The sequence below is a fragment of the Pseudoalteromonas sp. MMG022 genome (assembly GCF_021654245.1).
GTDB lineage: Bacteria > Pseudomonadota > Gammaproteobacteria > Enterobacterales > Alteromonadaceae > Pseudoalteromonas > Pseudoalteromonas amylolytica.
In genome coordinates this window covers 74,360-87,186 of record NZ_JAKFZQ010000016.1, presented here as the reverse complement: position 1 = coordinate 87,186, position 12,827 = coordinate 74,360, and the positions used below count along the sequence as shown (strand labels likewise).

The window sequence follows — 12,827 nt, the reverse complement described above, 5'->3', positions numbered from 1 at the left end:
TTTCTCCTTCCGTTAGGTTTCTCCACGTTAGGTTCCACACGTTAGGTTTCATTTGAGCTTGCTGAGAATTTAGGGCTGTCCAATCCTCATGAAAAACCATTGGACAAATTTACTCTTTAATGAATATTGGAATAACCAAGGAACCAAGATGACCAAATTAGTGTTAAATATTACGGAAGTGTATCCGCAAGAAAAGGTACATCCTGAAATAGAAAACCCAAACAGCTCAACCACTGTTACTTGCGGTAACTGTGGTACTGAAGTTCGCAATATATTCAATTTGACTAGATATGCAGGTGAAAGCTATAGCGTTCAATGCAGATCAAGGAATGATGTTGGACAGCAATGTCTAAATGCTTTTAAAGTCGAAGTTTCAGAGAAATAACCACATTGGAAAAGAATTCAGGGGCGAGTTAAGTATGAGCGATGCAGAAAACTTGTTATTAGAAAAAAGGTTACGAGTATTTTTAGATAAAGACCATGCGTTGAGAGACATAATCGGCTATCTCTGTCAGAATTATAATGTCGGTGACAAAATACCCAGTGAAAGAGACTTAGACATTGAGGTAGGTTATAGCAGAACCAAAGTAAGAGAGGCATTAATTAGGTTGGATTGCTTTGGCTATATTGATATTAGTCACGGGAAAGCAAATCGTTTACTCAAGTCGTTTAAAGCGGTATTGGAATAACAACAAAAGTAACACTATCCCACAATCTAAACTCTAACACCCAGCGCGAACTATTGAGGTTAATAACCTCAAACCCACACATCATTTTGGGCGGTAAGCTCTCCGCCTGCATCTCCGGTGTTGACCACGCCGGCGGGTTCTACCAACATCACTTTACATTCTTGCTGTGCGAAGGGTTTGTGTTCAACGCCTTTGGGGACGACGTACATTTCACCGGCTGATAGCTCCACCACTTTGTCTCTAAATTCGATGCCCATACTGCCCTCAAGCACCAAAAATACTTCGTCGGTATCTGTGTGGGCGTGCCAAGTAAATTCGCCTTGGAATTTGGCGAGCTTAAACTGGTAATCATTCATTTGTGCTATGACGCGCGGCGACCAATGCTCACTGAATTTTGCCAGCTTGTCTTGTAAGTTTATTTTCTCTGATGACATCGGTTTATCCTTAATTAATGCAGTGCCAAAGCGAGTTTTGGCTGGGGTTTTATCTTCTTTGAAAGAGAACAGCACCCAGCTACTTTGCTGGGTGCTGTTAGTTAGATTACGCTAATTGGCCAACAATATCTTCCATTGTGTTTAAGGCCTGATTAATTTGCGCTTCGCTGATGTAAGGTGCGGGCCCCAATCTCAACTGGCTACCACGGCTATCGGTTTGAATGCCACACTCATGCAGTTTGGCAACCCATTGGCTGGCGCTTTTGGTGGTGAGCGCAAGAAAGCCACCATTGTTTTCAAGCGGGTGGGGGGCAAGTGTAAAGGCCTCTGCTAACTTGGGCACCGCGGCAATACCGTTTTTCAACTGGGCAATTTGTTGTTGGTTGATGGCTCTTAGCTTTTCAGGTGTGAGCTGTTGCTCGGTAAAAAAGTCAAACACCGCAGCGGCGCGGTAGTGACTGCTTGGGTCGTACGTTGCACCGTCAAAGGCGCTTGAACCCAGTCCATAACCCACTTGCCCGGGGGCTTGGTCCAGCGCGCTAAATTCTGCATACCAGCCGGTGATAATCGGGCTGCCATTGTAGCCTTTAGGGATGCGCATCATGCAGTTACCTTCACCCGCTTGGCAGTATTTATAGCCACCAGAGACGATAAAAGCCTGTTCAAGTTGCCAGCCGTTGATATCAAATGGCACCACATTGAGCGCGTGATAGGTATCAACTAAGCAAGGTACATTGAGCGTGTGGGCGTGCTGGGCAACCGTGCCAACGTCTCGAAAAATTTCACTGGTGCCATAAAACACCGCAGAGATCATCACCGCATCGGTTTGCGCGTCAATTTTGTCGATGAGCCTTTGTGCCAACGTTTCGCTGGGAGCAACGGGCACCACTTCAATGTGCATATTGAGTTGTTTAAAGCGATTTAACTGCCTGCGCATGGAGTGAAACTCACCATCGGTGGTAACAATTTTAACCGCGCGTGAGGTAGGTTGTTTGAAACAGTTTAGGTCCGATAAAAAACGCAGCAGCAATTCATGGGTTGAGGCACCCAGTGTGATCTCAGCATCACCTTCACCCAACAATGCGCCGTAGAAGTCTTTTACGCGCTGTGCTTTGGCAAAGGCGTTCGACCATTTGTCGTCAACATGCAAAGCGGCATCCTGATAGCATTCCAGCACGCCATTTTTGGCAACATTAGGCCAAGCTTGGTGAGAGTGGCCAGAGAGCAAAATGCGCTTATCAACTTGAAAATCGCTGTAGTGAGGCTGTAGCGCCAGCGCAATATCTGTGGTCATAGTTTTGGCTCCAAGTCGGGTTACAGGTGCGTGCGCAGTTCAAATAGTTCTGGGAAGAAGCTGATATCCAACGCCTTTTTAAGAAACTCAACCCCAGATGAGCCGCCCGTGCCAACCTTATTTCCGATGATACGCTGTACTGTGTACATATGTTTAAAGCGCCACTGTTGAAAGCTATCTTCGATATCAACCAGCTTTTCGGCCAGTTCATATAAATGGAAGTATTTATCGGCGTCACGGTACACCATCAGCCACGCGTCTAACACGCTTTGATTGGCTTCATACGGTTGGCTAAAGTCTCTGTCTAATACGCTTTGGTCGATCGGTAAGCCTTGGGCTTTTAGTGCGATCAGCGCTTCGTCATAGAGGCTAGGTTTATGCAAAATATCGCTCAGTTCACTGTGTACGCTTGGGTTGCTTTCATGGACTTTGAGCAATTCGGTATTTTTGTTACCAAGCAAAAACTCAATCTTACGGTAGCCATATGATTGAAAGCCTGAAGAGTGGCCCAAGGCATCACGAAACTTTAGATAATCAACGGGTGTTAACGTTGAGAGAATGCCCCATGACTGAGTCAGCTGGCTTAGGATCTGCTTTACGCGAGAGATCACCTTAAAAGCATGGCCGAAGTCGCCACTTTTAATGTTTATAATGGCTTCGTTTAGCTCGTGACCTGCCAGCTTCAACCACAATTCGCTGGCCTGATGAATAACAATAAATAGCATTTCATCATGTTGATCAGACAATGGGTGCTGGGCACTGAGGATTTTCTCAAGGTTTAAATAGTCACCATACGACATATCATCCTTAAAATCGGTATGAATGTCTTTTTCCATGGCGCGGTAATTACTAGGTTTGTTGTCAGAATGGTATGGGCAACTCATGGTTTTGTCCTGCTTTTGCACAAGTCGCAGTATTGCTATGTATGCGACTAAAGGTAGTTTGCCCAAGAATAACAACCAATTAACAGAACAACAAAGAGTAAACATCAGTTGTGGTGATGTGAGTGTGTAAATAACTTTACACACAACCTGCGGAACAAATTACCGTACATCAGTATGTTTAGAGACAGGTGTTTATTTATCTATTGTTCAAGATGTTACATCACGGGGAGAGGTAACATCTTGAACAATTTTACGCTTCACACTGGCACCGGCAGTTTAAGGCGGGTGAGTCAAACACCTGTGCCTAGTTGTTGCCTATTCCAGCAAGTCGGGCTTGCTTAAATCATATTCCCACTTTTTCCATTCGCCTTTTGGCCTAAGCACATGCATTGAGTAACGATGCGAGTCTGGCGCATCAAGCGTAAGTATGCCCAGATTTAAATGTCCTGAGAGGAACTTGCCTTGCCAGCGTTCAGGTTTTAGATACTGGGTATGTTTTTTCTTAAATGGATTAACTGATAAACCCAATACGGTGCTTTTATGCAGTGCACCCAACGCCAGTTCCATCGCGCCTTTGGGGCGGTTGGAGATAGAGCTACTGGTCAGTTGCCAAAAGTTAACATTATGCGCATTAGCTGGGTGCGCTAACGTTTTCTTGCGACAAAAGCCGTAATGCACATCACCGGAGAGTACATAACATTGCTTTAAATTGCTAACAGAGGTAATGGCGTCACAAAACTTCTCTAATTGCTGCTCGTCACTAATCCAGCATTCGCCATCCACGGCTGTTGCAGCGGTGTGTTTGAGCATATCTACAGAGCCAAGTTGTATCTGTTCTAGCTCAGTAAACCCAAACATAGGCGCGGGCGAGAGCACCAATAATCGCTCCGTTGACTCATCAAGGCTCGCAAGCAAATCGCGAATATGGGTTAACGCACCATCATCGACAAGCAGCGGATATAGCGGTTTGTCTGAGCGAAAAGTGCGCTGGGTACGGGTATCGACCAACAATGCCGGCGGCGAGGTTGGCGCAAGCGTTGTAAAGTTCAAGTTGTTAAGGCGCTCAAAGGTCTGTTGATAGCTTTGCGCATTATAACTTGGTAACGCATTGATAAGATCTGGTAAAACCTCCTCAATCAGCGGCTTTTGTTGCGCTGGGTTATTGCCCCACGCCTGACAAATGGTAAACGCCGCCAGTGCATTGGTCACCACCTGTTGGCCTAGGCTGCTGGGGTGGCTCAGTTGCTGTGTAATTTGTTGGGTTAGGTTCCAGTCGTCGGTCACTTCATGGTCATCAAACATCATATAACTTGGCACATGGGCCAATAAGCGCCTAACGCGCCAGCTTTGTTTTACAAATGTGTTGGCATTGTTGTAACTTTTCCAAAGCTCACTGAGCTGTTTGGCTTCTTTGTATGGCAAAGCATCATGCTTTTTGGGTCGTTGCTTGTCTGGAGGAGGAAGATCATGACATAAGCCACCCCATGCCAACATGTACATCAGCATATATTCCGCAAAGCCAATTAAATGTTGGTGCCCTGCTGTGGTGTAAAAGCCTTCTTTTTTATTCAGTAATAAGTGTCGATTTTGCCAGCCAAGCTCGCTTAAGTGACTTTGCCAATGTGCAGTATTGTTATCAACAGGGTTTGCCAGCGCTTCATCGTTAAATAACAACTGCGATTGCTCAAACAGGTATTTAGCAATTTGCGGGTCAACATCATCGGCATAAATTTGGTCGCCTGTGAAAAATGCCACATCAGGCAGCGTGTCTAGCTTGTTGCTGTGTTCAACGCTTCTATCATAGGCAGCCAACGCATCTTGCTTGGCACCGTGAGGTTTACGGCAAGAGGCATTTAATATTTTTTGATTGTTTGCCACATACCGAAAACATGGTAGAGCATGACCAGCATAAACGGGCAGCGGGCCATTAAAGAACTGGTTTTGAAAGAGGCTGGTATTGTTATAGCGTAAATCGTAGTGAATTAAATCGCGTTCTGGCCAGCCGCTTTGAGGCGCGTTAAGCGTGATCATAACAGCATTTAAATTGTTGCCAATTTGAATGCTGTCAATGTGTAAATCGTCATTCAGGGGCGCCATCATCAGCGAGGTTGTGGCACTAAGCGCTTGTTGATCAAATAGCCCATGTAACACTAAAAATATACAAGCTGTTTGAGAGTCAACTCGTCTGAGCATGGGGCCGCAAAGTACTTTCATATCCATAATTCCTTCTTTTTATGAATTTTCATGAAGAGAAAGAAATATAGCGCTAAGACTGGTGTAAGTACAATGCCAGCATGGGCAGCTTGTAAAAGCGCCGCAGATAGTGTGTTTAGGGTAAAGCGTGGTGAATCTAGAAGCGGCGATAAAATCAAAAGGGCACTGACAGCGTATTCAGCGCCTTTTTGATGTCTACATCGGTCATTTACAGCAGGTAATCGTTGCCATCCTTCGCCGTGTATTGTTTACAAAGCGTAGCGGTTTGCACGCCGGTTAAAAAGCTCATCCATAAACGATTAAGTTGAGTGTGTTGAGCTTGTTGATCCACACTGCTTAGTTGCGTTTCTACCTGAATATCATCGATGTTGGCATGGTCAATTTTACCGGTTTCACCGCAGCGATTGAACGCTATCTCAATGTGTAAGTTATCGGCTTTTTTAAGCAAAATAGCGCTGGGGTCGTCTCTGTGGCCACATAGGGCAACAAATTGCTTGGGGTATTTCAGGCCACAGTGACTACCATCTGCAAAGAATGCCATCAGATGGTTATAGTAAACAACATAGTGGGTGGCTTGCTCATGAGAGCCATGATCTAATGGGCAATGCTGATCAAGATACTGCTTTGCAATGCTGATTTTTTGGCAACTTTGCGGTTGTGTTTCAAAATTTGAACGGGTGAGTGCTGTCATAGTGTGTTACCTCATTCCTGGTCGCTTAATTTTTTAGGTAATTTGTGAGAGTGTTCAAAATGAGTGTATGCGACTTTTTTAGATAATTTCACAAAAAGAACTTTACAGTGTAAATTTTACAAATTGTGTTATTTTTAAACATAGGCAGAAACGTTTGTTGGAATAAAAATAATGAAAAAAGAACAAAGTTTGATGCGAAAATCCCACTTCCTGGGCACAAAAATTCGTAACTTGCGAAAACGTAACCACCTCACTTTAGAAGACTTATCAGCTCGATGTGTTCGAGTAGACGCGCAATCTGCCCCGTCAGTGTCCTATCTGTCGATGATTGAGCGAGGTAAACGCACACCCAGCCAAAGTATGCTTGAAAACCTCTCAGAGGTGTTTCAAAAACCCATCTCTTGGTTTTTAGACAATGAATCTGAAGCGACCAATATCACCCCAGAAAAGGGCAATCATGGGGGCATAGTAGGCATGGCATTAGAGCCTAATTTTTTGTTCTCGAACGATATTTTGCAAATTGCTATACCAGAGATGTTATCCCAAACAGGGATCAGTGGCCGTCAATTTGCACATTTGTTGATACGCGCACACCAAGAGCATCATCAAAACCACTTTCCCGACTTAGAGCGCGCTGCTGAAGAGGTCGGTAACAAAAACCTCTATCTTACGAGTGATGATTTGATGGCAATTGCCCGTTCACATGCGCTTGAATTACACTGGTTTGATGAATCCAACAGCACGCAGTTAGGCGAAGAAGGTGAGGTGACTCAACATCTCACCACCTCATATTTTAGTGCGCCAAACAAGGTGTATTTAAATAGCGTACTGAAAAGTCGCGAAAGTCGTTTGAAGTATGACTTGGCAGTGCATATAGGTCATGCGGTATTACATAATCAAGAAGGGCTGCAATGTCGGCTAACGGTGGGGGGGGCTCAGGAAAATTCACACAGCAGCAATGATACCCCCAACGCACAGGATATTTTAAATGCTTGGCGTGATTTTGAAGCCAGCTTCTTTGCGGGCGCGTTATTATGCCCAAAAGCACCCTTTCGCCAATTGCTAGACAGTCACGGTTATGAGGTGAGTATTCATAAGCAACTGAATATCTCCGCGTCAGTTGCGATGCGGCGTATGACAGTGGTTTCACCTTACCCACACTGGCATTATTTTGATGCCTACCAGCCTGGCAAGTTGAAGGCTGTGTATCGTGGTAATGGAATTCCGCTGCCATGGGGAAATATGCGAACGGTGCAAGACCCTTGTCAGCACTGGGCGGTATTTAGAAAGTTTGCCGAGTTGTCTTTGCAAAGCAGTACGCAATTGTCAATTTTACTGGTGGATGGCAAGCCAAGGCTGTATTGTTGTGAATCGGTACAAGTCAAAGACTTAGCTGGCAACTCTCACGTGTTGTGCGCAGGTGTTGATCTTAACCCCGCAATTATCGCGCAGGGAATGGATGCCGAGGCGGTTGTATCAGAGTTACAAGCTTTGTGTATTAAACACGGTGGCGCCAGTGTGATCCCACATGCGCTAAAACAACAACTTTTGAGCGTGGCGCGCATTTTAAATATAGGCTGGATAGAACGCGGTTTAAGCAGCGAAGTTAGAGTGATTTGTACACGTGGCAATGCTTGTCCACGTCAGCCGGGTTGCTATGAGGTGTAGCGTACAGTGAAATTAGAATGTTTGCCCATGCCATGTTTAATCGACGATGTGGAATGCTTTTGGTTAGAGCGGGTGGTGGGAAATCAACAGGTGATCCCACAAGGGGTCTTTGATATTTTTATCAACACACACATGCGGTATTACGGCACCGATAAACAAAGATTCCAGCCATCAATGTGGCTGGTGGGGCAGCATACTTGCCAGTATCAACTAACCGCGCAAGCTCTCTGTTGGGTGTTCAGTATCCGCTTGCAGCCATTCGCACTTTTACCCTTTCCTCAGTTTAATGCGCTAGAAATAAAAAATACTCTGCAAAATATCGCTGACAGTTTTGGTGGCCATACACTCGCCAACCAAGTTTTAAATATATTGTGCGAAAACAAGAGGCAAACAGCAAAGACGGTATGTAGCGAGCTGGCGCAAATTTGGCGGCTTAATCGCTTTTTGATGCTGGCACACTCAGGTAAACTGCCGTCCATGACGGAAGCTGCGATAGCGGCAGGATTTTACGAGCAAGCTCACTTAATTCTAGAATTCATAGGGATACTCAATTGTACACCCACAGTATACTTTAATGAGAATGGTTTTGATTCAGCCACCATTACACAGATAAACAAACGTTTTGCGGGTGTATACAACCCAATTGAGCAAAAAGATTAACCTAGGTTGTGGTTTTGCATGGTGTTACTTATCGCCGTCATAATGGTTTGATAAATAAATATAGTATTATAAAACAAATGGTTATATGTTAAATGAACATTGATGTTGTACAAACGATCATCTACTCAAGCATGGTGGGGGTGACGGTACTTGCCCTTGTTGATGTGCTCAGCAAAGAAAAGCAAAAACCAAGTATATTCTTAGCGGGGCTACTGCTGCTATTGCAACTCAATGTGTTGGGGGAGCTGTTCTTATATTCAGGTGCGTATCAATATGCCCCAGCACTGGTTGGTGCACAGTTACCAATTAGAATGTTGTTGGGGCCAGCTTTATATTTGTATGCCTATGCCTGTATGTCTGCAAATAGTGCGCCTTCGCAACGCACCTACTTGATAGCTTTAACCGGGCCTGTGCTGGCGATTTTACCAATGCTGCCCTTCGTGTTTGGTTTAAGCTCAGCTGAAAAGCTTGCGTTGGCTGATCCCCTGACTCGAAATCCAGAACATTACAAATTAGCGCTGTTTATGTGCGTAGGCACTATGTTGGTTTTTGTTGTTTTCACGGGTGTGTATTTGGCCGCAACTTTGCAGCTACACCGTCGCCACTGCTTACAACTAATGGATAAATTCTCATCCATCGAACGTCAATCAATGGCTTGGTTCAAAGTGGTACTCATTCTTTGGGGGCTTGCTTGGTTTATGTATTCAGTAGAATACGTCATGGTATTTTTCGGGTGGCGCTGGTTTGGTACGGGTATTGTGTTGCCATTATTTGAAGCCGTGGTGTTAATCGCTTTTGCCCATTTGGCGTTAAAGCAGGCGGTGTTAGATGACTCTGAAAAAGGTAAGCCAAACGAAAGCGAAACCAGAACAACCACTCTGAGTGAACAGAGAATGACACAGATTTCAGCTAAACTTAAAAAAGTTATGTTTGAAGATCATATATTTATGGACGAAGAGTTGTCGCTTAATAAACTTTCTAGCGCAATTGGTATCAGTGAGAACCATATTTCAGAAACCCTATCGCAGTACCTACAAATGAACTTTTTTCATTTCGTAAACAGTTACCGAATTGAATTGGCTAAAACGCTGCTGCTAACTACAGATAAGTTAGTGTCTACTATCGTTTACGAGGTAGGTTTTAATTCAAAATCTACCTTTAACACCGCTTTTAAAAAGCAGACCGGCTTAACGCCTTCGGCGTTTAAAAAGCAAGAAAAGACACAAGTACAGGAAAAAAATGCGAATTAATTCGTTCGAATAGGCCCATTACGACGACTCGATAGCACAAACTTCGCATACTGCACGCATCAAATTACGGAAATTCAAGAGGTATAATATGAACGCGCAGAATGCACAAGGTAGTAACCTAAACTATGTAAAAATAACGGGAATTTTTTATTCGCTGATTGTTTTATGTGGCTTTTTACCAAGAGTCATGTTCGATAAACGTGTAATTTTTCGTGCAGAGGATCCAATACAAGCAATGAGCCAATTCGAGCAAGCTTTTAGGTTTGCCATTGCCGCTGACTTTGTAATGTATACATTGGTGTTGATGTTGTCTTGGGGGCTTTATAAGGTGCTCAAACCGGTTCATAAAGGTATGGCATTAATGGGATTTGCTTTTAGGTCAGCCGAAGCTATTTTAGGCTTTGTAACCCTGATTTTTTATATTATGCCTTTGGTCATTTTGAGTAATGCTGACTACTTAGGTGCCTTTAATATTGAGCAATTAAGAGCGCTTGCCATTTTATTTATTAAATCCAGTGGTGTTGCTTATTACATACTTCTTCCTGTGATGGGGGTGGGTGCTACCATCTACTGCTACTTATTTTACAAGTCTAATTATGTGCCAAAAGCGTTAGCCATTTGGGGGATGGTTACCTACCTCACCATGATTGTGTACGGTGTGGTTAATGTGGCGATGGTCGATGCACCTAAGGAGTTGCAATATGCGATGTATCCAGGTGCATTATTTGAGCTGCTATTTGGCCTTTGGTTATTATTCAAAGTAATAAAAACAAAGGGTTAAGTTAATTCTGTTCGTGTGCTGATTATCTGGCTGTCTAAGTTATTCCATTAGATAGATGCAGAAAGTCGCACACGAAAAATACATTTCTAGACCTTTATTTTTATACAATTTCCAAGCAATTTTTTCGATACGTTAAGCGTTGATTGTAACTTCAGGATAAGTGACCACGAAACGAGGCTTAACTCATATTTTTGGTGGCCCAGTGCTCAGTGGCTTACTAAGTAGCGTGTCATTTACTAGTGACCTTTCACAGCAAGCCAAACAACAAACCATCAGCAAACTTTTTGCTTTTTCAGTCGAAGAATACATCTTTGAAGATGTAGCTAAAAAGGTTTCAGCACAGTTACAAAGTGAGTTTGATGCGGGTAAGTTCTCTCAATGTCAAGACTCAGAAAGCTTTGCTAAGGGGTAAGTGCATAGAAGCTAAGTTTGATCTATCTGTCAGAGGAAAGTCCAGCATATGTTTCAGAAGTGCAGAGTGATATAGGATAGTAGGTCGAAAAATATGGAAAAATGGTTCAGGGTGCAAGCCATCCTAGGGGCTACAAATTCGACTGTCTTTTGATGAGCATGTGTGATCAAGAGAATAGGGTTTTTAACCTTTTAAAAGTGCTCATAGCCTGCTAAAAAAGCGTCATCGGATTTCTAATTTGAGTTTCCACGTATAGTTGATTAAATGATTGAACCAAAATAGGAACTGAGATATCGTTTGTTAATGAATAATAATAAATTTTAAAACGATTTACTCTATAGGCTCGTTGATAGAACATTAAAAAGTCCTTAATCAGCAGAGGATTTTATGTTGTTTCGATATGAATTGGGTTGAGGGAAATCGAACGCAAATAGAGTGTCTTGGCTAGAAAGGTTGATGATGAAAGTTTTGATGACGTGAAAGACTGAGGTTTTCAAAATCGACTAAGAAGAACATAGAGCGGTGCACTTATTATTTGAACTCAGGAGGAGTTAATGAGTAGTCATATTTTAGATATTTTTCCATTAGTGGTTACAAACACGATGTGCAAATCACCTGTAGAGTATGCACAAACGTTAGTTAGGCTGGAGTCTGTAACACCTTATGACGCAGGCTGTCAGGACTGGTTAGAACAAAAAATGAACGCGTTAGGCGCGGATATCACTCGATTCAAGGTGGGTAATGTCAGTAACCTAATTGCTGTGATTGATAAAGGCGATGGGCCTAATATCGCTTTTTGTGGGCATACTGATGTAGTACCAGCGGGGGACTCGAATAAATGGGACTTTCCACCGTTTTCAGGCCATATAGAGCAAGGCGTACTCTATGGCAGAGGGATTGCGGATATGAAAGGTGGCATAGCTGCATTTATTGGTGCTGCAGAAAGGCTGGTTAAGGAGCAAACGTTTACTGGAAAATTATGGCTTTTCATAACGAGTGATGAGGAGGGAGAAGCGGAACATGGTTCTCGAGCTATTGTTGATCGTCTAAAAGAGCAGGGTGTGTATTTAGATTGTTGTATTATCGGTGAGCCGACAGCAAATCAGGAAGTCGGTGATGTAGTCAAAATTGGTCGACGAGGTTCAATTAGTTTTGATGTTGAAGTGCAAGGTAAAGCGGCCCACGCAGCTTACCCACAATATGGGATTAACGCCGTTCATCTGATGAGTCAGGTGATTGAAAATCTTAAACAACATCAATGGGACGAAGGGTGTGAAAATCAACCTGGGACTAACCTAGAGGTGACTTATATCAACTCTGGAGATTGGACTGATAATGTGATCCCATCGAAAGTGGTAATCAGTTTAAATGTTCGCTATTCACATCAGCATACTGAAACGGAAGTGAAAAATACGATAGAACGATTGGTGAGTGCAGTAACATCTGAGTATAATATTAAATCTTATCGAAGCTGTGTCCCTTACTTTTGTGAAGATGGCGCTAAAATATCGTTGACTCATCATGTTCGGGAAGCCATTCGGGAAATGTTTTCTATCGACTGTATTTTCTCAACATCTGGTGGCACGTCTGATGGGCGTTTTTTTAAAGAAGTGTGCTCGCAGGTGATTGAAATTGGACTATCAAACAAAACAATTCATCAAATCAATGAGCGGGTCGAAGTTACGCAAATTGATAAGTTGAGCCATCTTTATTTTTCAGTATTTAGCAAGCTTTTTTCACAGGCTGAACTCGAAAACAAAGCCGACAAGCCTTATCTAGTCACTGACTAAAGCCTCTAACATGTTTATCTTGTCGATGGGTTAAACATTAGCGTTCCACCCATTTTTCAT

13 protein-coding genes are annotated in these 12,827 nt (G+C 43.3%); 8 read left to right on the top strand and 5 right to left on the bottom strand.

All coding sequences use genetic code 11. From position 1 onward, the window contains the following. Positions 1-148 precede the first annotated feature (148 nt). Positions 149-385 (top strand): hypothetical protein, encoded by a 237-nt coding sequence (locus tag L1070_RS14670; RefSeq protein ID WP_237126097.1) that lies wholly within the window; start codon positions 149-151, stop codon positions 383-385. A gap of 34 nt (positions 386-419) precedes the next feature. Further along, positions 420-689 (top strand): GntR family transcriptional regulator, encoded by a 270-nt coding sequence (locus L1070_RS14665; protein WP_237126096.1) that lies wholly within the window; start codon positions 420-422, stop codon positions 687-689. 68 nt (positions 690-757) lie between these two features. Here the strand turns inward: L1070_RS14665 and L1070_RS14660 are convergent, their stop codons facing one another. From L1070_RS14660 to L1070_RS14640, 5 genes are all read right to left on the bottom strand, one after another. Next, positions 758-1,123 (bottom strand): cupin domain-containing protein, encoded by a 366-nt coding sequence (locus tag L1070_RS14660; RefSeq protein WP_237126095.1) that lies wholly within the window; start codon positions 1,121-1,123, stop codon positions 758-760. A 106-nt stretch (positions 1,124-1,229) separates the two neighbouring features. Further along, positions 1,230-2,417, bottom strand: a complete 1,188-nt coding sequence (locus L1070_RS14655) for a kynureninase (RefSeq protein WP_237126094.1) — start codon at positions 2,415-2,417, stop codon at positions 1,230-1,232. A 20-nt stretch (positions 2,418-2,437) separates the two neighbouring features. Then, complete coding sequence (kynA, locus tag L1070_RS14650; protein ID WP_070986145.1) at positions 2,438-3,301, bottom strand: tryptophan 2,3-dioxygenase; 864 nt, start codon at positions 3,299-3,301, stop codon at positions 2,438-2,440. 315 nt (positions 3,302-3,616) lie between these two features. Beyond that, positions 3,617-5,515 carry a hypothetical protein gene (locus L1070_RS14645; RefSeq protein ID WP_237126093.1) on the bottom strand — a complete coding sequence of 633 codons (1,899 nt, stop codon included), beginning with the start codon at positions 5,513-5,515 and terminating at the stop codon, positions 3,617-3,619. A gap of 208 nt (positions 5,516-5,723) precedes the next feature. Beyond that, positions 5,724-6,206, bottom strand: a complete 483-nt coding sequence (locus L1070_RS14640) for a malate synthase (protein WP_237126092.1) — start codon at positions 6,204-6,206, stop codon at positions 5,724-5,726. 171 nt (positions 6,207-6,377) lie between these two features. On the opposite strand from L1070_RS14640, the gene L1070_RS14635 reads away from it, so the two are divergent. The 6 genes from L1070_RS14635 to dapE all read left to right on the top strand — a co-directional run bounded on the left by L1070_RS14635 (position 6,378) and on the right by dapE (position 12,767). Beyond that, the gene (locus tag L1070_RS14635; protein WP_237126091.1) at positions 6,378-7,874 is read left to right on the top strand and encodes a DUF3612 domain-containing protein; all 1,497 of its coding nucleotides are present in this window, start codon (positions 6,378-6,380) and stop codon (positions 7,872-7,874) included. 6 nt (positions 7,875-7,880) lie between these two features. Next, positions 7,881-8,534 (top strand): helix-turn-helix domain-containing protein, encoded by a 654-nt coding sequence (locus L1070_RS14630; protein WP_237126090.1) that lies wholly within the window; start codon positions 7,881-7,883, stop codon positions 8,532-8,534. 92 nt (positions 8,535-8,626) lie between these two features. Further along, positions 8,627-9,784, top strand: coding sequence for a helix-turn-helix transcriptional regulator (locus L1070_RS14625; protein WP_237126089.1), 1,158 nt, complete (start codon positions 8,627-8,629; stop codon positions 9,782-9,784). Between the two features lie 88 nt (positions 9,785-9,872). Continuing rightward, the gene (locus tag L1070_RS14620; protein WP_237126088.1) at positions 9,873-10,565 is read left to right on the top strand and encodes a DUF4386 domain-containing protein; all 693 of its coding nucleotides are present in this window, start codon (positions 9,873-9,875) and stop codon (positions 10,563-10,565) included. 160 nt (positions 10,566-10,725) lie between these two features. Next, entirely contained in the window at positions 10,726-10,977 is a 252-nt protein-coding gene (locus L1070_RS14615) for a hypothetical protein (protein ID WP_237126087.1), read from the top strand. Positions 10,978-11,531: 554 nt separating this feature from the next. Next, positions 11,532-12,767: a succinyl-diaminopimelate desuccinylase gene (dapE, locus tag L1070_RS14610; RefSeq protein ID WP_237126086.1), complete on the top strand. Its 1,236-nt coding sequence runs from the start codon at positions 11,532-11,534 to the stop codon at positions 12,765-12,767. Positions 12,768-12,827: the final 60 nt, after the last annotated feature.